Raw genomic sequence first — 20,991 nt, forward strand, 5'->3', positions numbered from 1 at the left:
TTCTGGAGGGTCGAGGGCCATTCAGACGCAAGGGTCTCGAAAGAAAGGTCTCACAGGTCCGGGGGCTATCTTGTGAATGTCGGCTATCTTGCATTAATGATTACATGCGGTCAGTCCGCAATCGGCCAAGCCGCGCCGCGAGATACACAGTTCGTTCGATGACGGCGAAGGGCCGTCGCGCTCATCCTCCGCTGATAGGCTCATCTCTCGGGTTCGTGCGCCGATCAGCACTCGGGACATGTTTCCTCGCTCACGAACTGTGAGAAAGACGAGGTAGGGAAGCAGGAAACCCGCGCCTCCGAAAAAGGCGATGAGCGCGAGGAGCAGGGCGATCGCACTGAATCCATTCCGCCAAGCCGTCCAAAGCGCAGAGAGGACGAGAAAGCAGAGAAAATCGAGGTTGAACTGCCCGGGCCATCCCAGCTTCGCCACGTCTCCGAAAAAGATCGGTAACAATCCAAGGCCGTGGCGGGAAATGACTACAGCGGTGTAGTCGGCCAGCGCCAGCCAAAGGATGATCAAAAAAGCACGAAACGACCCCGTCGACGACAATCTGCCACGAGAATGCTGCGGCTGCAATCGCGGCTTTGAGTCCGCGACTGGATCATGCCAAATTTCTACTTTCATGCGACGATGGCTTACGCGCCGCTGCGCAACGCAGGTCTTGCCATCGGCAAGATGGATTTCATGCCGCACATGGCCCGTCACCAAGTCGCGCCCGAATACGACCGTCGAGCAGGCTCCGGCCTGTGACCGCGGGCTACCCCGTTATAGCGGCGATTGCCCGTTCGAGCTCGGCAATCCTGAAAGGTTTGCGAAGAACTGGCCGGCCATCAAATTCAGCCGCCATGATCGTCGCATCTCCGCTCGTCGCTATGAAAGCCTTCCCGGCATCGCTCAACGCGGCAGCGACCGCCTCGCTCGTTTTGCCATCGGCAAGGTGAACATCCAATATTGCGAGGTCGAAATCTCGCTTCGCGACGAGATCCAGCGCCTCCGCGACGGTCGCTGCGGCCGCCACGATCTCGTGTCCAAGCACGTCGAGATACCCCTCGAGCATCATCGCCACCAGCGGATCGTCTTCAACAAGAAGCACCCTTATCATCATCCGTCCCTCATAGATCCGAAATCTGTAGCGCCAGTGTCTTCGATCACACGTCCCGTGCCCCTACCTTTCGTCGCGCTCAAAGTTCCACGCCAAGATGCTGGGCCACGGAGAATATGTCCTTGTCCCCGCGTCCGCACATGTTGACGATGATGATACTATCTTTCGGCATCGCCGGCGCGATCCTGACAACCGCGGCGACGGCGTGACTGGGCTCAAGCGCGGGGATGATACCCTCTGTTCTGCATAGAAGCTGGAAGGCCTCGAGCGCTTCGGCGTCGGTCGCGGAGCTATAGTCCACCCGTCCGATTTCCTTGAGCCATGCATGCTCGGGGCCGATGCCGGGATAATCGAGACCTGCGCTGATCGAATGGCCTTCGACGATCTGCCCGTCGTCATCCTGCAGCAGATAGGTCTTGTTGCCGTGAAGAATGCCGGGACGCCCGCCGGCCAGTGACGCGGCGTGCGCCTCGTCGAGGCCATGCCCGGCCGCCTCGACGCCGAGCATCTTCACCATCGGGTCGTCGAGGAACGGGTGAAAGAGACCGATCGCATTCGATCCGCCGCCGATCGCGGCGACCAGGAGATCGGGCAGGCGGCCGGTACGGGCCAGCATCTGCGCCCGCGCTTCCCTGCCGATCACGCTCTGGAAATCGCGCACAAGCTCCGGATAGGGGTGGGGACCGGCTGCGGTGCCGATGATGTAGAAGGTGTCCTCGACATGGGCGACCCAGTCGCGCAGCGCCTCGTTCATCGCGTCCTTCAGCGTCGCGGCGCCGGCCGTGACCGGCACGACCTCGGCGCCCAGCAGTTTCATGCGGAAGACATTGGGCGCCTGGCGCGCGATATCGGCGGCGCCCATATAAACGACGCAGGGCAGGCCAAAGCGCGCGCAGACGGTTGCAGTAGCCACCCCGTGCTGGCCCGCGCCCGTTTCCGCGATGATGCGGGTCTTGCCCATCCGGATTGCCAGCAGGATCTGACCGACGCAATTGTTGATCTTGTGGGCGCCGGTGTGATTGAGTTCGTCGCGCTTGAACCAGATCTGCGCGCCGCCGAGCGCGGATGTCAAGCGCGGCGCGAAGTAGAGCGGACTGGGGCGGCCGACATAATGTTCGAGCAGGTCGTCGAACTCGGCCTGGAAAGCCGGGTCGCGCTTTGCGGCTCGATATTCGCGCTCCAGATCGAGGATGAGGGGCATGAGCGTTTCGGGGACGAAGCGGCCCCCGAATTTCCCGAAATGCCCCCCGTCGTCCGGCTGCCTGCGCAAGCTGTTCGGAAGATGGCCAGGATCGTCGGAGGGTTGCGACCCCTGAGTCATGTCGGCGCAACCCCGGCAGGAAACCGGCGTGAGGCGGCGGCGCACAGGATTTCGGCGCGCGCCTCACGCAGGCAGGTAAAGCCCGCAAGACCGGTCCGGATCATCGACCGGCGCATCAATGGCCCATCAGCGCGAGCACTTCCTTGCGGCTCCGCTGGTCGTCGAGGAAGCAGCCGAGGAGCCGGCTCGTGACCATGCCGACGCCCGGCGTGCGCACGCCGCGCCCGGTCATGCAGCCATGCTGGGCGTCGATCACCACGGCGACGCCGTGCGGACGGAGATTGTCCCAGATGCATCGGGCGACCTCGGCGGTCAGCCGCTCCTGCACCTGCAGCCGGCGCGCATAGCCGTTCAGCACGCGCGCGAGCTTGGAGATGCCGACGACGCGGTCGCGGGGTAGGTAGGCGATCGACGCCTTTCCGGTGATCGGCGCCATATGATGCTCGCAATGCGACTGGAACGGGATGTCGCGCAGCAAGACGATCTCGTCATAGCCGCCGACCTCTTCGAAGGTGCGCGAGAGATGCACCGCCGGATCCTCGTCATACCCCTGGCAGTAATCCTTCCAGGCACGCGCGATGCGCTTCGGTGTGTCGAGCAGGCCTTCGCGATGAGGATCCTCGCCGACCCAGCGCAGCAGCGTCTCCACCGACGCGAGAACCTCGGGGGGTATCGCGCCGTCAACGGTGGGACTGGAAGGGGGCACGTGAAGCATGGTCCTGGCCTCCTGACGGCGAAGGGTTGGCGGTCCGGGAGGGGAGGAGAGGGAGGTGGACCGCCGGATCGGCGCATGCCCGAGCGCAGCATGGCGTCGCAACATGTCCCTTGGGGCAGATCGTCGGTTGGAAGCGCGTTGGGTGCACGGACCTCGGGTGAGCCCCGGAATGCAGAAATGCCCTTCGCTCGCTTGACGAGGCTTGGCGCGGTGCGCGGTGGTTGGGTGAATAGGGCGGGTACGGAAATGCGGGGGCGGCGGTGGCCCCGCCGCCCCCGGCCTGTCAGAAGGCCATCGCCGGCATCGGCGCGGCCTTCTCCTCCTTCGGCAGTTCGGCGACGAGCGCCTCGGTGGTTATCGGCAGCGACGCGACCGACGCGGCATCCTGCAGCGCGGTGCGAACGACCTTGGCGGGATCGATCACGCCGGCCTTGACGAGGTCCTGATACTCGCATCCAGTCTGCCCCTTGGTGCAGCTTGGCGGCGCGGGAAAAGTCGGAGACATGCGGTCAACATCGCGCGGCACGGTCGCCGCAAGGCGTCCTGTCCGCGGAGATTGCAATGAATGACGAAGGGCCTCTGCTAACGTTCAGAATCGGCGACCGTTACGAAGAAGCGGATCCCGCCCGATTGCCAACGGGTCACCCCGCCGTGCCGGTCGACCGCATCGGCGTGCTTCTCGTAAACCTCGGCACGCCCGACGCGCCGACGAGCGGTGCGGTGCGGCGCTATCTCGCGGAATTTCTCTCCGACCGGCGCGTGGTCGAACTGCCCTCGCTGATCTGGCAGCCGATCCTCCGCGGGATCGTCCTTGCCGTTCGGCCGCGGAAATCCGCGCGTGCCTACCGCGAAATCTGGACGTCAGAGGGCTCGCCGCTCGCGGCGATCACCCGCCGCCAGGCAAGGGCGCTTCAGGCTTCGCTGGGACGTGGTGCGGTGGTCGCGCATGCGATGCGCTATGGCAGCGGCTCGATCTCGGACGGCATCGACGCGCTTCTTGCGGCAGGATGTCGCCGCATTCTCGTTGCGCCTCTTTATCCTCAATATTGCGCCGCGACGACCGCAAGCGTTGGTGATGCGGTCGAGGCGCATATGGCGCGCCTACGCTGGCAGCCGGCGCTGCGCATCCTTCCACCCTATTATGATGACTATCGGCATGTCGAGGCGCTGGCGTCGTCGCTCGGACGTGCGATCGGTGGCCTCGCCTTTGTACCCGACACGATCGTCGCGAGCTTCCACGGCATGCCCGAGCGCACCCTGCATCTTGGCGATCCCTATCACTGCATGTGCCTCAAGACCGCGCGTCGGTTGGGCGAGGTCTTGGGGAAGAGTGTCGTTCCGAGCTTTCAGTCGCGCTTCGGCAAGGCCAAGTGGCTGACACCGGCAACCGATATGATGCTCGAAACGCTCGGGCGAGAAGGCCGGTCGGTGGTCGTGATCGCGCCGGGGTTCGCTGCGGATTGCCTCGAAACCCTCGAGGAAATCGCTATCCGCGGGCGCGAGCAGTTTCTTGCCGCCGGCGGACGCCATTTCGCTTATGTGCCCTGTCTCAACGACAGCGATGCCGGGATGGATATGCTCACCGCCCTGATAAGAAGCGAACTTTCGGGCTGGCTTTGAGGGCTTTTGATTGTCGGGGCCGAGCTGCGCCAACAAGCGTCGCGCGGCCCCGATAATGTATCAGGCGGGAAGCAGCACGGTGTCGATGACGTGGATCACGCCGTTCGACTGAAGAACGTCGGCGGGGCCGATCTTCGCCGTGCCGCCCTTGGCGTCGCTCACATACCAGCTGCCATCCTTCTCCCAGACGGTGAGCTTGGCGCCCTGCACCGTGGTGAGCATGGCCTTGCCGCCATTGGCTTTGGCCTGCGCGGCAATATCGGTCGCGGTCAGGCGGCCCGGCACGACATGGTACGTCAGGATGCCCGTCAGCATCGCCTTGTTCTCCGGCTTGAGCAGCGTGTCGACGGTGCCGGCGGGGAGCTTGGCAAAGGCAGCGTTGGTGGGCGCAAAGACCGTGAAGGGGCCCGCTCCCGAAAGGGTCTCGGCGAGGCCAGCGGCTTTGACCGCCGCGACGAGTGTCGTGTGATCCTTCGAATTGGCGGCATTTTCGACGATGGTCTTGGTCTCATACATCGCAGCGCCGCCGACCATCGGGTTCTTGGCGGCCGCGATGCCGCCGGCGAGCGCAAGCGCTGCTGCGGCGAGCGAAAGAGAGATACGGGAAATAGCCATTGGTCATTCCTTTTCGAATGTTCGTCCCGGGGGGATAGGACAGCTATGGAATTAGGCGCGCCGCTCCGCCGCGGCGACCTGTCCTTTGGGGCGGGTTATCCGGCCCGCTCGCGGTGGCTCATCGCCGCTAACGATAACGGCAGTTCCTCCTCCCATCGGCTGCAGGCAAATTGGCGGCAGGCTGGACCATCGACGCAGCCGGGCGAGAAGGGGGCTTCCATGCCGTTTGAGGGATCGTTCGCAGACCGGCTGGCGCTTCGCGACCTGCTCGACACCTATGCCGATGCGGTCAACCGTGCCGACAGCGAGGCTTGGGCCGCGACGTGGGACGAAGGCGGCCGATGGTCGCTTCCCGGGTTCGGAATATTCGAGGGCAAGGCGAAGATCGTCGACACCTGGCGCGCGGCGATGCGCGCCTTTCCCGACATCGTCTTTCGCGCCTGGCCCGGATCGATCGAGATCCATGGTGAGACCGCGGCCATGCGGTCCTACACCGAGGAAATCTTCCTGCGCGACGGCGCCCTTCACCGGACCCTTGGCATCTATGACGACGTCTGCCGCCAAATTGATGGTCGGTGGCTGTTTACAGAGCGGCGGTTTCGACCGTTGCCTCAGCTTTCAGCAAGCGAGGTGCAGGCATGAAGATCCTGATCCAGGCGGTCATCGATATCGATCCCGAGACGCGCGGAGAGGCGCTGGCGGGTGCGCGCGGCTGGATCGAAGGCGCGCTCGCCCAGCCGGGCTGTCTCGCTTACGCCTGGACCCTCGATCCGCATGTGGCGACGCGCATCCACGTGTTCGAGGAATGGGACGGCGAAGCTGCGCTCGCAGCGCATCTCGCCGGGCCGCAATACAGGGGAATGCTGGGGCATATCGGCGCATTTGGCGTGCGCGCGTCGTCGAGCCGCAAATTCGCGGTGTCGCGCGAAGGCCCTGTTTACAACAGCCACGGCGTGGCAAGCGCCGCCTTCGACTAGCTTGGTGGGCCTGCTCGCTAGCTGCGCAGGGCTTCCCAGGCAGCGAGGGCCCGCGCCCTCGCCGCCTCATGACCGATCAGCGGCGCGGGATAGGCGGGCACCCGCGCATCCTGACCATGGGCGGCGGTGATCTCGGCGTCCGACAGATGCGAAAGCTCCGGAACATAAGTGCGGACATAATCGCCCATCGCGAACCGCTCGCTCTGGAGCAGCGGCGACATGATGCGCGAGAAGACCGGCGCGTCGACGCCGGTGCCCGCGACATATTGCCAGTTCATTGCATTCGACCCGAGATCGGCGTCGAGCAGCGTATCCCAGAACCAGCGCTCACCGCGGCGCCAGTCGATCAGCAGATGTTTGACGAGGAAGGAGGCGGCGACCATCCGAACGCGGTTGTGCATCCAGCCCGTGTGCCAGAGCTCGCGCATGCCCGCGTCGACCACCGGGTAGCCGGTCCTTCCCCGGGTCCAGGCGGTGAAGTCCCGGTCGGCTTCGGGGCCGCTCCGCCAGCCGAAATCATCGAAGGTGGGGCGCCCGTTCCGATCGCCATAATCGGGCATCTGGTCGACGAGATTGATGCCATGTTCGCGCCAGCCAAGCTCCGACCGAAAGGTCTCGGCGCCCGCATCGTCGCGCTCGCCGAGCGCATGCCAGATCGACCGGGGGCTGATCTCGCCGAAATGAAGATGCGGCGACAGCCGCGATGTCGCGGGGAGCGAAGGAAAGTCGCGGCGGGCCTTGTAGTCGCCGGCAAGCGGCAGCCAGTCGCGCAGCGCGCGCCAGGCACCTTTCTCGCCCGGGTGCCAGTCGTCAAATCCCGAGGCCCAGTCGGGGCTGGTCGGGGTCAGACCCCAATCGGCGAGATTGTCCGACGTCGGCCAGACGTCGGGAGCCGGAATATGGTCGGGCGCCGCATAGGGAAGGGCGGGCGGCATGCGTCCCAGGAGCGCGCGATACCATGGCGTGAAGACGCGGTAGCGCGCGCCTTGCGCATTGATGATACTCTCGGGCGGCGCAAGATAATTGCCGTCATGGAGCCGCAGCGCAAGCCTGGCGTCCAGCGCGTTTTCGTAGCGCCGCCGCCAGGGCTCGTAGCAGCGGGTCGCGTGAACCCTTGTGCTCCCGGCATCCGCCGCGACGCGTTCGACTATTTCGGCGGCAGGGCCGCGGCGCAGGACGAGCCGGCTGCCGCGTTTGCGAAGGCTCGCATCGAGCGCGGCGAGGCTGTGATGGAGCCACCAGCGCTGCGCGCCGCCGATCGCGCGCGTTTCGGGGCTCTCGTCGTCCAATATGTAGAGCGGAATGACCGGACCTTCGGCGATCGCCGCGAGAAGCGCCGGATGGTCGGTGGTGCGGAGGTCCTGACGGAGCCACAAGATGGCGGGCGGCATGGCGGCGTTTACCTTTTTGGTGGGCTATGGTGCGGGCGAGCGCGGGGTTCCTCATCTGGCAGGCTCCGACCTCCGCAAAAGATGACCTTTCGGGAAGTTCAAGCCATGCAGAACCGCATTGGCGGGCGTGTATATGCGGGGATTGGGCGGTGCGACGTGGCGTCGCACCGCCCGGCGTTGAGCAATCACCGCCCCCCGCCGCGGCCAGGCGTGGGTCGCAAGGCGCTGGCCGCCGGCAGAATCGGAACGTCCGTGCGATCAGCTGGACGAGGCATCTCCTGCCGCTTCATTGGGCCCGGAGACTATCCGGTCGCGAGCGCACGGATCGCGGGCTGCCGCAGTTCTGATGCCGAAGTCGCCGAGAATGAGGCTCGCCGTCGCCTTCGCGCTTGCGACGACCCCCGGAATACCAGCGCCGGGATGCGTGCCCGCGCCGGTAAAATAGAGGTTCTCGATGCGCGCGTCGCGGTTGTGCCCACGAAAATAGGCGCTCTGCAGCAGTGTTGGCGTCAGGCTGAAGGCGCTCCCGAGATGCGCGGCGAGATCCCGCTCGAAGTTCGGCGGCGCATATTGGATTTGCGTGACGATCCGCTCGCCAAGGTCCGGGATCAGGCGCCGTTCGATCTCGGCGATGATGCGCTTCGCCAATTTCGGCCCTTCGACCTCCCAGTCGAGCGGGGCGTGGCCGCGATGGGGAACCGGAGCGAGCGCGTAGAAGCTGCTGTGACCCGCGGGGGCCACGCCCGGATCGCTTGCGCTCGGGTGATGAAGGTAAAGCGAGAAATCCTCGGCGAGCGTCCCGTTCCGGTAGATGTCGTCGAGAAGCCCGCGGTAGCGTGGACCGAACAATATCATATGGTGGGGTATCTCGGGAAAGGCGCCGCGAACCCCCAGATGGAGGACGAAGAGGCTCGGCGACCAGCTCTTGCGCGCAAGGCGCTTCGCCTCGCGCTTGCCGCGCGGATGCGCGAGCAGGTCGCGGTAGCTGTGCATGAGATCGGCGTTCGAGGCGACAAGATCGGCGCGTGCGGTAAACCCGCTCCGCGTTACGATGCCCGTCACCCGGTCGCCCTCGGTTTCGATGCGGGCAACCGGATCGCCGAGCCTCAGCGTACCGCCGAGACGCGCGAACAGCGCGGCCATGCCGGCGACTAGCCGGTTGGTGCCGCCGCGCGCATACCAGATGCCGCCATCCTGCTCGAGCTTGTGGATGAGCGCATAGATGCTGCTCGTCGCCATCGGGTTGCCTCCGACGAGCAGGGTATGGAAGGAGAGCGCCTCGCGCAGCTTCTCGCTCCGAACATAGCTCGCGACGGTTTTATAGACCGAGCGCCAGGCACGGTGCCGCAAAAGAGCGGGCGCCGCCTTCAGCATCGAGCGGAAATCGAGGAAGGGCACGGCGCCGAGCTTCACATAGCCTTCCTCGTAAACCGACGCGGAATAGCTGAGAAAGCGCTCATATCCCGCCACGTCGGCGGGATCGAGCGCGGCGATCTGACGGGCGAGCGCCTCCTTGTCATTGCCATAATCGAAGGTCGATCCGTCGGGCCAGCTCAGCCGGTAAAAGGGCGACACCGGGACGAGGTCGACATCGCGCTCGAGCCGCTGGCCGCTGAGCTCCCAGAGCTCGGCGAGGCAGGCCGGGTCGGTGATCACCGTCGGCCCGGCATCGAAGGTGAAACCATCCTTCTCAAAGACATAGGCGCGGCCGCCCGGCCGGTCGCGCGCTTCGACGAGCAGCGTATCGAGGCCCGCCGACTGGAGACGGATGGCCAGCGCAAGGCCGCCGATGCCGGCTCCGATCACGATCGCGCGCGTCATCGCGGCGCCTCTGCCGCAATCGCCGCGCCGAGTACATGGCCCGACAGCCACGCATATTCGGCAAAGCCGTGATAGAGCCAGTCTCCGCAAGCGCCGAGGCCTATGGCAGGGTTCCAGAGCAGCTTCAGATCCTGTCCCGAGGGCTGCGAGAATAGCCAGCGATGGGCGGCGATATGGCTCGGGGCGGGCAGGTCGCGGCCCGCGACCTTTCCCAGCTCGGCGAGAAGCGCTGGCGCCACGCTCGCGCTGTCGGAGGCGAGGTGCGTCTGCGACCAGGTCCAGTCGGCTTGCACGACCCACCGCTCGCCCGGCGCGCGGCCGGGCTTCGCGCTGTCGCGCGCAGCGGTCACGATGGCACCCGAGCCGCGGAGGAAATCGGGGAGCTCCTCGATCCGCTCCTCAAAGGCGAACATCGCGGTCCAGCATGGGTTATAGCGCGCCGCCATTGCGGCGCGCGCCATCTCGAAATCATGCAGCGACAGAAGCGGAGCCGCCTGTTCGGCCGGAATGGCGATTACTGCCGCATCATATTTGCCGAGCCGTTTTGCCTCGCTGTGTAGCGTCCAGCCGGCACGCGATTTGGTCAGGGCCGTGACCGGTCGCGACAGGCGGACATCGAGATCGCTCGCGAGCGATTTCAGCGGCGCGGTCATTGTCGGCGTGCCGACCCAGCTGTCCGCGCCCGCGGCCGGCCAACGCGCCGCGAGGCCTGCCTTCTCCCAAGCAGCGAGCAGCCTGGTAAAGCCTTCCGAGCGCGCCGTGAAATGCGTGGCGCCATGATCGAATGCGACCCCCGGAGTGCCCGTATCCGCGCGGCGGGTCGCGAGGCGGCCGCCGAGGCCGCGGGATTTGTCAAAGAGTGTCGCCTCAATCCCGGCGTCGTGCAGCCGCCGTGCACAGGCGAGCCCCGCAATGCCGGCTCCGATGATCGCGACCCGCATCAGACCATGGCCTCGCGGTCACCAAGGGGGCTCGCACAATGTCCTACGCCCGCCCGTAGGCATGACTGTGCCGTCAATCTGCTGGGCGTCATACGTAATTTTTCCGGTTCGTCGCAATTGTCATCGACGCAGGCTTGCATGAGCGAGGGGAAGTGTCGCAACATGTCCCTTGGGGCACCCAGGGGAGAGCAGGCAGATACTATGTCATTGAAGACAATGATCGCGGCCAGCCCGATCGCCGCGGTGATCAGCGACCCGCGTCTGCCTGACAATCCGATCGTCGAGTGCAACGCTGCCTTCTCGGCGCTCACCGGCTATGGGTCGGACGAAATTCTTGGACGCAATTGCCGCTTTCTCGCCGGGCAGGGCACCGAGCCCGAACTGACCGAGACCTTGCGCGCCGCCATCCGGGAGCAGAGGCCGGCGCTCGTCGAGATCCTCAACTACCGGAAAGACGGAACGCCCTTCCGCAATGCCGTGCTGGTCGCGCCAATCTTTGGCCCCGGCGGCACTCTCGAATATTTTCTCGGGTCGCAAATCGAGGTCGACGAGGCCGGCGAAGCCGTTGGGGGACGGAGTGCGCGGGCGCGTGCCCAGATAGAGGCACTTTCGCCGCGGCAGCGCGAGGTGCTGAAGCTGATGGCGAGCGGACAGCTCAACAAGCAGATCGCCTTCACGCTTTCCCTGTCGGAGCGGACGATCAAGATGCACCGCGCCGCGCTGCTGCGCGCGCTTGGCGTCGAAACGACGGCCGATGCGATCCGGCTCGCGGTCGAGGCCAGCTTCTAGGCACCGCTCCGACTTCCCTTTGAGGCATATTGGGTATCGAGCCGCCGCCGATTAGAGCCTCTGGAAGCCGGACCGGCTTTGTGGCCGTGAGGAGAGGCATTTGAACGGCAAGCGCGCCTTGGTGATCGGAAGCGGCGGCGGCATCGGCGCCGCGCTTGTCGATCAACTGGCATCGTCTGGTCAATTCGACCGCATCTATGCCGGGAGCAGGCGGCCCCATGCGGCGCGCCAATCCAATGTGACTCAGCTGGCAATCGACATATTGGACGAGGACACGCTGGCCGAGGCAGGTCGACAGATTGCCCAGGAGGGCGCTCTCGACCTGTTGATCGTGGCGACGGGGATCCTGCACCGCGGGACGGACATCCGCCCCGAAAAGAGTCTTCGGCAGCTCAATGTCTCGGCGATGGCAGAGGTCTTTGCGATCAACAGCATCGGGCCCGCACTCGTTGCAAAGCATTTTCTTCCCCTGCTTGCCCGGAGGCGACGGGCGGTCGCCATATTTCTTTCTGCTCGCGTTGGTTCGATTGCGGATAACAGACTTGGCGGATGGCACAGCTACCGCGCTTCCAAGGCGGCGCTCAATGCTCTGGTGCGATGCTTCGCGATAGAGCTCGGCCGCAGCAATCCGGAAGCGATAGTCGCGGCACTGCACCCCGGAACAGTCGACACGCCGCTCTCGGAGCCGTTTCAGGCGCGAGTAGCGGAATCATCGCTCTTTAGTGCGAATAATAGCGCGATGCACATTCTAGGCGTCATCGATCAGCTATCGTCAACGGATAGCGGCGGGTTCTACGGCTGGGATAGAAGGCCTATCCCGTATTGACGAGCCAGCAGGCGCTTCAAGAGGCTCCGCCTCTTTGCCTGTCCGCTTTAGCGAATATTGTGCCAGAAGCAGACCGACGGCAAGCGGCCAAGCGGCGCCGCAAGAAACGCAGTTCGTTCGATGACGGCGAAATGCCGTCGCGCTATATCTGGAAAATCGGAGGCGGCGAGCAGCGAAGCTTATAGCGCACCGTTACACAGCGGCATCAAAACAGGGTTGCGACTGGGCGAGCAACACTTGTGCATGCCAATTCAAACCATGATTTCGCGTATCCGGTGCGCGAGCGCGTCCATCGCAAAAGGCTTGGTAATGAGCGCCATGTTAGGCGCGAGCCTCCCGCTTCCGATGACAGCATTCTCCGCATAGCCCGTGATGAAAAGAATTTTCAGGCTAGGGCAAAGGCTGAGAGCGGCATCGGCTATCTGCCGTCCGTTCATGCCGCCGGGAAGACCGACGTCGGTGATCAGGAGATCGATGGCCTCCTTCTCCCGCAGAATCCGCATCGCGCTCGGCCCGTCGAACGCCTCGAGAACCTGATAGCCCAATTCCTCGGCCACTTCGGCGACGAGCATGCGGATCGTCGGCTCGTCGTCGACGACCAGCACATTGCCGCGTGCCGGCCCGGCGCCATCGATCGACGTTGGCGCGGGCGGATCGGGATCGACCGTGTCGGGCTCCTCAGCGCTCATGTAGCGCGGAAGATAGATGCACATGGTCGTTCCCATCCCGACCTCGCTGTAGATACGAACCTGTCCCCCCGATTGACGCGCAAACCCGTAAATCATCGACAGGCCGAGGCCTGTTCCTTCGCCAAGCGGCTTGGTCGTAAAGAAGGGATCGAAAGCGCGCGCGGCGACCTCGTCGGTCATGCCCGTCCCGGTGTCGGTCACGCAGAGGGACACATATTGGCCGGGTTCGAGATCGCGCTCCCTTGCGCCGCGTCCGTCGAGCCATTTGTTGGCTGTCTCGATCGTGATCCGTCCGCCCTCGGGCATCGCGTCGCGCGCGTTGATGCACAGGTTGAGAATAGCGTTCTCGAGCTGATTGGTGTCCACCAGCGTCGACCACAATCCCGCCTTGCCCACCGTCTCCACCGTGATCGAGGGGCCAACCGTTCGGCGCACCAATTCCTCGATGTCGAAGATCAACCGGTTCACGTCGCACGGCTTGGGATCGAGCGTCTGACGGCGCGAGAAGGCGAGAAGGCGGTGCGTGAGCGCAGCGGCGCGCCGGACCGCGCCCTGCGCGGCGACCGAATATTTGTCGATTTCGGCGACGCGCCCCTGAGCGATGCGGATCTGCATCATTTCGAGCGACCCCGAAATGCCGGTCAGCAGATTATTGAAGTCATGCGCGATGCCGCCTGTGAGTTGGCCGACAGCTTCCATCTTCTGCGATTGCCTGAGCGCCTCTTCGGCACGATCGCGCTCGGCGGCAGTCTCTCTGACCTCTTCAACCAGCCGCATGCGCTCCTGTTGAAGCTGGCGCTCCACCGCTTTGCGCGCCGATACATCGAGCATTGCGCCCACCATCCGGATCGGCGCGCCATCCTCACCGCGAATGACATAGCCCCTGTCGAGAATGTCGGCGTAGCTGCCGTCCGCACGGCGAAAGCGATACTCGTCAGTCCAATCGCTCGCGCCTCCGTCGATCACATGATGGATACTCGCATCGATCCGCGCGCGGTCTTCAGCGTGGATCTGCGCAAGCCACCATTCGCCGGTCGGCACAACGTCGTCGGGCCTGTGACCGTAAGCGCTTTCGAGAGCGGCATTCCACGTCACATGATTGGTGCGAAAATCCCAGTCCCAGATCGCATCGTTCGTGGCGCGTCCCGCGAGACGAAGGCGCTCCTCGACCTCGCGCAGCTTGGCGCTGGCCTCGCGGTCGCGCGTAACATCTTGCACGGTGCCGATGAGCCGAACAGGCTCTCGGCCGTCGAAAAATGCGAGGCCTTGCGCACGAATGTGACGAAGAACCCCGTCTTCGATGCCGACCGTGCGATACTCGACATCGAACCGGTGACTTCCATCGGGATCGAGAGCCGCAGCGACGGCGCGGTTTGCGCGCTCGCGATCATCGGGGTGAAGGCCGGCGAGAAATGCGCTTTCGTAGCTGACCGGAACTCCCGGTGACATCCCGAAGAGTGCACGGCACCGGTCATCCCAGGATAGACTCATCCCGCGCGGGCGATAATCATAACGACCAAGCTCGGCGGCGCGTGTCGCGAGCTCGAGTTCTTCGCGACTGGCCTTGAGCGCCGCGTCGCTGCGCGCACGATCGACCGCCTCGCGAATGCGAAGCGCGACATCCTCGACGAGCGCGATTTCGCCCGTCGTCCATGCGTGCGGCGCGTCCTTTTCGACGTAAAGCACCGATTCCAGCACGCCTTCACGTGTCATGGGACAGAGAATCTGTGCCGCAATGTCGTGCCGCGAATGGTCATCGGATTTGTGTCCTGTCGTGACTACGGTGTCACCTTGGGCGAGCTCGCCGTTCGTCGCCCCCTGCAATCGTGAAACCTCGCCGCTGCGCGACGCGCCGTCTTTCGTCCATTCAGACGCGATTCTCATGCCGGCCTCGCCGGCGTTCGAAGCGAATCCGCACCGTGCCGCGCCGAATTGGGTGCCGAGCCGCGTGGCGGCTGCCGCGAGGATCGCCACGGGGTCCGCGAGATCGCGCAGTTCCGTAAGCAGGGCGAGTTGAAAAGCCTGACGCTCAAGCAATTCCTCGCGACTTAGCTGATCGGATCGTGGCATGCGTCTCCCGTTCGCATGGGACGATCCGCCACCGTGGCCGACCCTTGACAATTTCCCCGCGGATGAACGTTATAGGGACGATTTCGTTCCGGTAAGAGCCACGCCACTTTGCAACAAAATCCGCACGGGGGCGTATGGGGTATCACGATGAGCCGCCCGCTAAGCGGGCGAAATGGAGGCTGTTGACCGCGTGACAGATCATGAGGAGCTCGACGCCGGAGCGAGCGGGACCGAACCTTCGGCTGGGGCCACTCTTGGCGATCATCGACGCGAAACCACGCTGACCCATTCTGGCCTCGACGAGCGAAGCAATATCTTCTTCGCCGCAATCGAGATGACCAGGATGCCGATGATCCTGACCGATCCGAACATTGCCGATAATCCGATCGTCTTCGCGAACAAGGCCTTCCTCGATCTGACCGGCTATGAAGAGACCGAGGTTCTCGGGCGGAACTGCCGTTTCCTGCAAGGGCCGCAAACCGATCGCGAGCTTGTCGCGGACCTCCGGTCTGCAGTCGCGAACCGCCAGTCGATCGCCCTCGAGATATTGAACTACAAGCGCGATGGGACGCCGTTCTGGAATGCGGTCTTTATCGGACCGGTTTATGACACTGGCGGCAAGCTTCTGCATTTCTTCGCAAGCCAGCTCGATGTGACGCGGCGGCGAGAGAGCGAACAGGCGTCGCAGCAGGCCCAAAAGATGGAGGCAATCGGTCAGCTCACCGCCGGGCTCGCGCATGATTTCAACAATCTGCTTCAGGTCGTGAACGGCAACCTCGAATTGCTCGGGAGCCGTATCGAGGATGCAAAGCAGCGAGGCTATCTGGCACGCGCGCGGGGCGCAGCGGAGCGTGGCGCCAAGCTCACGGGCCAGCTCCTCGCGTTTGCGCGCAAGACGAGGCTGACGCCCAGGGCTGTCGATGTGAACGATTGCATCAATGGCTTCGCCGACATGCTTGAGGCTTCGCTCGGCGGCCGCATCGAACTGCACCTGTCGCTCCGGCGCGGCCTTCCAAAGGCGGTCGTCGATCCCGAGCAGCTCGAAATGGCGATCCTCAATATTGCGCTAAACGCGCGCGACGCGATGCCGGGAGGCGGCGTCCTGACGATTGCAACGGCGAAGGTCCATCTAAACGGCGATGCACCGGCCCGGGGACTTTCTCCGGGTGACTATATCTCGGTCGAGCTAGTCGACGAGGGCGAAGGCATGGCGCAGCATGTGATCGCGCGGGCGGTGGAGCCGTTTTTCACGACCAAGGCTACCGGAAAGGGGACAGGGCTGGGCCTTGCGATGGCGAGCGGCTTCGTCCTGCAATCGCGGGGGCGGCTCGAAATCGAGAGCGAGGTCGGCAAGGGCACCACCGTACGCATTCTTTTCCCCGTCTCGACATCTGACGATGCCGAATTGCCGGTTGCGGGTCCGAAACAGTCTGTCGAACGCGGCGAGGCCCATATTCTCCTGGTCGAAGACGATGCCGAAGTCCGCGCGCTGGCGCGCGAAAATCTCGAGGATGCTGGTTATCGCGTAACGGTCGCCGAGAATGGTGACGCGGGTCTCGTGGCGCTTGAGCATCTGCTTGCCACAGACATGGTGGATCTTGTGTTCACCGACCTGGTGATGCCCGGAAACCTGGATGGCATTGCGCTCGCGGAAGCAGTCCGGCGGCTCGCGCCTCAAGTGCCGGTGTTGATGACCACGGGCTATAACGAGGACTTAGTCGTCGAAGGACCACTTCGCAGCGAGCGTGACGTGCTGGGCAAACCCTATCGCCGGGCCGACCTGCTCGATCGCATCGCACAGGCGCTGGCGCACAGGGATGAAAATTCTGCTCGGCGACGCCCGTCTGACTTCGGTGCTGCCGAGGAATGATCGTTTCAATCGCCCGGTGGGTAAACGGCCTGTTGCACTTCAGAAACCAAGCCCCCGGTCTCGGTCAATGCCTCAACGGCTGACGTTGCGACCTCGCACCCAAGCGCACTTGCAGTGTCGCACCTGTAAATTGTCCACACCGCCGGACCGTCGCTGACCATTCTCGCCAACGAAGCCGGAGCTGCAATCTGCCGCAACGGACCTAATGGCAGCTCCTTGCATTCTGATGCCATCAGCAGACTGTCTCCGGTCGGCCACAACGAACGATTTGCCGAAAAAGAACACCCGCCCGATCGAAATCGGACGGGCGTAAGATAAAGAGCTGAGTTTCCTGAAAGGAAGAGCTCTCTTGGGTCGCATGGCGCGCCTAGCTTCGCTGGTAGACCTGATATTGTACCGCGACGCCAAAAAGGGAGCAGCTCTCGCGCCTCAGGGCTTGACCGCAACCGGAAGACGGAATGGTGCGCCAAGCCTGTTGAAGGCGTTCATCGCCGCGATCGCGATCGTCAGGTCCACGAGGTCTTTCGGCTCGAATGCCTCGGCTGCTGCTGAATAGGCCTCGTCGGAAGCGTGGGTCTCGCTGACACGCGTGACTTCCTCCGCCCAGGCCAAAGCCGCGCGATATTGGTCTGGGAACAGATGCGGGACTTCATGCCACACCGGAAGCAGCGCGATCTTGTCGATCGGCATGGTCTTGAGAAGGTCCCGGGTATGCAGATCGATGCAGTGAGCGCATCCGTTGATCTGCGAGACGCGGAGGAAGACGAGGTGAATCAGTTCTTCAGGCAGGGCCGTGCTGGTGGTGACATAATGGTGCACACCGTAGAGCGCCTTCGCTCCAGCGGGAGCCACTTCGGACCAATTCAACCGGTTCATCTGATCTTCCTTTCTTCCTGAGCCAAAATCGGCGTCACCATGCCTGACGAGCGGGATTCTTCCGCTGTGACATCCCGCGCAAAAAATGCCGGTGGACCGAATGCTGTCGAATGGGATCGGAAGAAAGGTCCGAGATTGATCTAGCGCAGTGTACCGATCAGGCCGCGCCAAGAAACGATGGGCCACGGCACTGTCGTACTGCGACGGAATGTCCGCATATCTGGAATTGGAGTTGAAAGCCGCCCGACCCAATCGGCCATTCCAATCGCCAACCGGCAAGCGCCAAAAAAGACGCCCGCGCGGCCGAAACCGTGCGGGCGTCAGATGAAGATCTCGGTTTCCTGAAAGGACGAGGTCTCCTGGGTCGCACGGCGCAGATAATGTCGAGGGCCGGGTAATTATTGTACCGCTGCGCCAAAAGAGCTGCCCTGGCGCGCATTGGACGACGACCACCGGTTGCTTCAGATAGGAACCGTTCGGTAGGCAATCGGCCGCTCATGCGGTTTGTTCAGCCGGTGTTCGGCTGCGCGCCGCTACGTCCGGTGCCTGATTGAAGGAGACGGGTCATGAAAGAATATATCGCCGCTGCGGTCCTCGCTGCGCTCGCCGTTCCCGCCGGCCCGGCGCTGGCGGATCCGCCGCCCTGGGCGCCGGCGCACGGCAAGCGCGCCAAGGATCGTGGCCTCTATGACGGATATGGGCGCTATTACGAGCCTCGCCGCATTTCGCACAATGATCGCATTTGGCGGAGCAAGGATGGCCGCTACCACTGCCGCCGCGAGAATGGCACGACCGGATTGATCATTGGCGCCGCCGTCGGTGCGCTCGTCGGGCGCGAACTCGATGGCGGGCGTGACCGCACGGTCGGCACGATCATCGGCGCGGCCGGCGGCGGGCTGCTCGGGCGGGCTATCGATCGCGGTGAACTGAAATGCCGCTGATGTGAAAGGACGGCGCGAGAGGGACCAGTCTGCTCGCGCCGTCCCCTTGGACACCGCACGCAGTGGGGGTGCGGGCGGTGACGAAGAATCTATCCGACAGTCTGATCCCGCGGGCGAGGTGCCTTCGTCACGCGCAGACCGGCTATGCCCGCGCGGTCGATAGTGCGGCGCCACGATTCCAGCTCTTCGCCGCTGAGGCGGTATCTTGCGCAGGCGTCGGCCAGCCCGATCAGTCCGCCATCGATCGCGGCAAGCAACTCCGCCTTGCGGCGCGCGACCCAATAGCCTGCCGTCGATGAAGGCAGATCGTCGATTGTCAGCGGCCCGACCGGCCCGGCGACCGATGTCGGCCTCGTCGTAAATTCGAGCACTGCGAACTCTCCATTCGCTCGGCTGCTGCCGTATGAGTGCCCCCCCGCGGCAAAAATGCGGTTTCGAGGTTAACAAAAGGTTGCGGAGAGGCACGAGATGCGCCCAACCGTTCGTCGCTCATGGGAGGCGACGGGCCAAATTGTGTGTCGAAGGAAGCACTGCGACCCTCTCAATGATCGCGGCTATTGCCAGGCTGGGCGGAATGCTGCAGCCTCAATTCTCAAAACGGGGGAAAACAGATGCGAACTGCGAATATGATGGTGGCGTTGGCGCTGATGGCAGTACCGGCGCAGGCTCAGACGGTGCCTGACTTGCCGGCAAATCCGGTCAAGGCGATCGATGGCGAATGGTATGGCGTCGACCACAAGATCAAGCTGTCCGTGGCAAATGGCGTTGTGACTATCGTGGAGAACGACACCGTTGATCCTTACCTCAAGAAGATCGCGGCACCTGCTGGAACCGTCATCGCTCGCATCACGGACGTGGAATCGACCGGACCCAAGTCGGCTCGGTTCGTCGGGCAATGCCTCGAGTTGATCGACACCTCGCGGTCGGACACCATAGCTTGTCCCACGCACGCTTTCGTGCAGTCGGCAGCCTATGACGGCAAGCCTGGATTGACGATCAATTTCTGGACCGCCGCTTTCCTTCGCAAAGGCAATATTCCCGAATATCAATGGCAATATCGCAAGTGAGCGATGAAAGAAGCGAAGGCTAGTCGCTGCGCGGCAAACGACAGCGCTCACGTCAAATCCGGCCTGATTTTTGCATGTGAGTTCTCGCCGCAAAACAGGCGAACCAGCTTGCTCCAATGAAAGGTTTCCGATCTTTTTGTTCTGTCGGCCGCGATGCGAGAAGCGGGCGCGGGTGAGGGAACCAGGGCAGTACGATCATGGGGGATCGGTGATGAGAATGGATGCGCCGCAGCCGGGCGGGAAAAAGGCTCACCTTGTGAGGCATCAGGCGAAGCGAGGCGCGACCCATTGCCGGCATGTCATCGCCGGGTTCCTCCTCGCGGTCGTCGGCCCTTCCGTGGAAGTCGGTGCTTCCGTGCCTCCAGCCGTTGACGGCAGCCAGGCCGACAGGGATGCCGCCGCCGCTCGGATCGCAGCGCAAGCGATCGACGCGGGTCACCCCGCCGAAGCGGCGGGCATCCTCGAAACGCTGGTGGCCCCGCGCCATCATATGCTCGCGATCCTGCCTGAGTGGCATCGCGATCTGGCACGCGCTTACGTCGCGCTCGGCTTGCCCGATGGTGCCGAGGGGCAGTATCGGCTAGCATTGGCGGGGGCTTCTGATGACGAAGCCAGGGCGCTCGGCAAAGAGCTTGAAGCGCTTCTTGCGAAAGCTGGGGTTGCCGTTGCCGTGCCGGACACACTGGGTCCGAACGGCGCCAAATATTTCGATCTCCATTGGGTCGACCGCGGCAACGCGACGCTCGATTTCGCGGCCGCCTTCACGCTGCCGCAGGACGATGCCGACGGCGCGGCGTTTACGACGGCGACCTACCGCGCCGACTGCCTTACGCTCAAGTCGCAGCTGCTCGAGGGCGCCGCCTTCTCGAGTTCAGGCGCGAAGCTGCGGTCGTTCGGCGAGGGTGAGGCCGCGAAGCCGGCTAACGACCTTGCAGACCATAGTCTGAGAATGATCTGCCGTCGCGATCCAGCCCGGCAGGTGAAGCATGTGGCCGCAATCGACGGCCGCACGCTGCTCGCGCGCTACCGCGCGCAACGCGCGCAGCGGACCGCTTGGGCGCCATCCGGCAGCGAGAGCGGCGCCCACGAGGCCGTCTGCCGCGCGCATGTGGAAATGTTCGTCGGCCAGCTCGCCGCCGAGGGACAGGTATCGGGGCCGAGCTGGCAGGTGCGCGACTGGTGGAACATCCGGACGGAGGATTTCTCCGAGGAACGCCGCGCCGCGGCCACGTCGGCGGTCACGGCGCTCGCTCGCGCCGATCCGGGCGCCGCACGCGCTTTCCAGCAGGCCTGCGTGCAAGAAGCGCTGACCGGCGGAGCCGTACCCGGAATGTAGCCGTCTGCCGCTGCCTAGCTT

Annotated in this window: 21 protein-coding genes and 1 pseudogene; 10 read left to right on the plus strand and 12 right to left on the minus strand. The window is 64.0% G+C overall.

Going from position 1 to position 20,991, the window contains the following annotated elements; all coding sequences use genetic code 11:
- Nucleotides 1-93: 93 nt before the first annotated feature.
- Nucleotides 94-522 carry a hypothetical protein gene (locus ASD67_RS17905; protein ID WP_235535725.1) on the minus strand — a complete coding sequence of 143 codons (429 nt, stop codon included), beginning with the start codon at nt 520-522 and terminating at the stop codon, nt 94-96.
- 84 nt (nt 523-606) lie between these two features.
- Between ASD67_RS17905 and ASD67_RS22715 the strand changes: the two genes are divergently transcribed.
- Nucleotides 607-753, plus strand: a complete 147-nt coding sequence (locus ASD67_RS22715) for a DUF1993 family protein (protein WP_082545156.1) — start codon at nt 607-609, stop codon at nt 751-753.
- Nucleotides 754-760: 7 nt separating this feature from the next.
- On the opposite strand, the gene ASD67_RS17910 is transcribed toward ASD67_RS22715, so the two are convergent.
- The 4 genes and pseudogenes from ASD67_RS17910 to groEL all read right to left on the minus strand — a co-directional run.
- Nucleotides 761-1,108: a response regulator gene (locus ASD67_RS17910; protein WP_056350169.1), complete on the minus strand. Its 348-nt coding sequence runs from the start codon at nt 1,106-1,108 to the stop codon at nt 761-763.
- A gap of 76 nt (nt 1,109-1,184) precedes the next feature.
- Complete coding sequence (gene trpB / locus ASD67_RS17915) at nt 1,185-2,426, minus strand: tryptophan synthase subunit beta (RefSeq protein ID WP_056350170.1); 1,242 nt, start codon at nt 2,424-2,426, stop codon at nt 1,185-1,187.
- A 115-nt stretch (nt 2,427-2,541) separates the two neighbouring features.
- The gene (gene folE, locus ASD67_RS17920; protein WP_056350172.1) at nt 2,542-3,141 is read right to left on the minus strand and encodes a GTP cyclohydrolase I FolE; all 600 of its coding nucleotides are present in this window, start codon (nt 3,139-3,141) and stop codon (nt 2,542-2,544) included.
- A 283-nt stretch (nt 3,142-3,424) separates the two neighbouring features.
- Nucleotides 3,425-3,589, minus strand: a pseudogene (gene groEL / locus ASD67_RS17925) (chaperonin GroEL); the annotation flags it as partial.
- 203 nt (nt 3,590-3,792) lie between these two features.
- On the opposite strand from groEL, the gene hemH reads away from it, so the two are divergent.
- Nucleotides 3,793-4,761 (plus strand): ferrochelatase, encoded by a 969-nt coding sequence (gene hemH / locus ASD67_RS17930; RefSeq protein WP_235535726.1) that lies wholly within the window; start codon nt 3,793-3,795, stop codon nt 4,759-4,761.
- 60 nt (nt 4,762-4,821) lie between these two features.
- Here hemH and ASD67_RS17935 read toward each other — a convergent pair whose 3' ends face one another.
- Entirely contained in the window at nt 4,822-5,376 is a 555-nt protein-coding gene (locus ASD67_RS17935) for a fasciclin domain-containing protein (RefSeq protein ID WP_200938065.1), read from the minus strand.
- A 219-nt stretch (nt 5,377-5,595) separates the two neighbouring features.
- On the opposite strand from ASD67_RS17935, the gene ASD67_RS17940 reads away from it, so the two are divergent.
- Nucleotides 5,596-6,018: a nuclear transport factor 2 family protein gene (locus tag ASD67_RS17940; RefSeq protein WP_056350176.1), complete on the plus strand. Its 423-nt coding sequence runs from the start codon at nt 5,596-5,598 to the stop codon at nt 6,016-6,018.
- Nucleotides 6,015-6,353: a putative quinol monooxygenase gene (locus ASD67_RS17945; RefSeq protein ID WP_056350178.1), complete on the plus strand. Its 339-nt coding sequence runs from the start codon at nt 6,015-6,017 to the stop codon at nt 6,351-6,353. The genes ASD67_RS17940 and ASD67_RS17945 overlap by 4 nt, the downstream gene beginning before the upstream one ends.
- A gap of 17 nt (nt 6,354-6,370) precedes the next feature.
- Here the strand turns inward: ASD67_RS17945 and ASD67_RS17950 are convergent, their stop codons facing one another.
- The 3 genes from ASD67_RS17950 to ASD67_RS17960 form a co-directional block, all read right to left on the minus strand.
- Nucleotides 6,371-7,744 (minus strand): cryptochrome/photolyase family protein, encoded by a 1,374-nt coding sequence (locus ASD67_RS17950; RefSeq protein ID WP_056350180.1) that lies wholly within the window; start codon nt 7,742-7,744, stop codon nt 6,371-6,373.
- Nucleotides 7,745-8,002: 258 nt separating this feature from the next.
- A complete protein-coding gene (locus ASD67_RS17955) occupies nt 8,003-9,565 on the minus strand; it encodes a phytoene desaturase (protein WP_082545158.1) in 1,563 nt (520 codons plus the stop codon).
- Nucleotides 9,562-10,506 carry an NAD(P)/FAD-dependent oxidoreductase gene (locus ASD67_RS17960; protein WP_056350182.1) on the minus strand — a complete coding sequence of 315 codons (945 nt, stop codon included), beginning with the start codon at nt 10,504-10,506 and terminating at the stop codon, nt 9,562-9,564. Before ASD67_RS17960 ends, ASD67_RS17955 begins: the two co-directional genes overlap by 4 nt.
- Nucleotides 10,507-10,707: 201 nt before the next feature.
- Here ASD67_RS17960 and ASD67_RS17965 point away from each other — a divergent pair, with 201 nt between their 5' ends.
- Both ASD67_RS17965 and ASD67_RS17970 read left to right on the plus strand, forming a co-directional pair.
- A complete protein-coding gene (locus ASD67_RS17965; protein WP_056350184.1) occupies nt 10,708-11,295 on the plus strand; it encodes a PAS domain-containing protein in 588 nt (195 codons plus the stop codon).
- A gap of 100 nt (nt 11,296-11,395) precedes the next feature.
- Complete coding sequence (locus ASD67_RS17970) at nt 11,396-12,121, plus strand: SDR family NAD(P)-dependent oxidoreductase (protein ID WP_056350186.1); 726 nt, start codon at nt 11,396-11,398, stop codon at nt 12,119-12,121.
- A 251-nt stretch (nt 12,122-12,372) separates the two neighbouring features.
- Here ASD67_RS17970 and ASD67_RS17975 read toward each other — a convergent pair whose 3' ends face one another.
- Nucleotides 12,373-14,880, minus strand: coding sequence for a hybrid sensor histidine kinase/response regulator (locus ASD67_RS17975; RefSeq protein ID WP_056350188.1), 2,508 nt, complete (start codon nt 14,878-14,880; stop codon nt 12,373-12,375).
- A 172-nt stretch (nt 14,881-15,052) separates the two neighbouring features.
- Between ASD67_RS17975 and ASD67_RS17980 the strand changes: the two genes are divergently transcribed.
- On the plus strand, nt 15,053-16,750 hold the full coding sequence (locus tag ASD67_RS17980; RefSeq protein ID WP_056350189.1) for a histidine kinase famiy protein: 1,698 nt from the start codon (nt 15,053-15,055) through the stop codon (nt 16,748-16,750).
- 429 nt (nt 16,751-17,179) lie between these two features.
- Here ASD67_RS17980 and ASD67_RS17985 read toward each other — a convergent pair whose 3' ends face one another.
- The gene (locus tag ASD67_RS17985) at nt 17,180-17,626 is read right to left on the minus strand and encodes a carboxymuconolactone decarboxylase family protein (protein ID WP_056350192.1); all 447 of its coding nucleotides are present in this window, start codon (nt 17,624-17,626) and stop codon (nt 17,180-17,182) included.
- A 566-nt stretch (nt 17,627-18,192) separates the two neighbouring features.
- On the opposite strand from ASD67_RS17985, the gene ASD67_RS17990 reads away from it, so the two are divergent.
- Nucleotides 18,193-18,567: a glycine zipper 2TM domain-containing protein gene (locus ASD67_RS17990; RefSeq protein WP_056350194.1), complete on the plus strand. Its 375-nt coding sequence runs from the start codon at nt 18,193-18,195 to the stop codon at nt 18,565-18,567.
- An 89-nt stretch (nt 18,568-18,656) separates the two neighbouring features.
- Here ASD67_RS17990 and ASD67_RS17995 read toward each other — a convergent pair whose 3' ends face one another.
- On the minus strand, nt 18,657-18,938 hold the full coding sequence (locus tag ASD67_RS17995) for a DUF1153 domain-containing protein (protein ID WP_056350196.1): 282 nt from the start codon (nt 18,936-18,938) through the stop codon (nt 18,657-18,659).
- 255 nt (nt 18,939-19,193) lie between these two features.
- Here ASD67_RS17995 and ASD67_RS18000 point away from each other — a divergent pair, with 255 nt between their 5' ends.
- A complete protein-coding gene (locus tag ASD67_RS18000) occupies nt 19,194-19,634 on the plus strand; it encodes a hypothetical protein (protein ID WP_056350198.1) in 441 nt (146 codons plus the stop codon).
- Between the two features lie 211 nt (nt 19,635-19,845).
- On the plus strand, nt 19,846-20,970 hold the full coding sequence (locus ASD67_RS23780; RefSeq protein WP_235535727.1) for a hypothetical protein: 1,125 nt from the start codon (nt 19,846-19,848) through the stop codon (nt 20,968-20,970).
- Nucleotides 20,971-20,991 lie beyond the last annotated feature (21 nt).

Origin of the sequence: Sphingopyxis sp. Root1497 (genome assembly GCF_001427085.1) — a bacterium.
Taxonomy (GTDB): domain Bacteria; phylum Pseudomonadota; class Alphaproteobacteria; order Sphingomonadales; family Sphingomonadaceae; genus Sphingopyxis.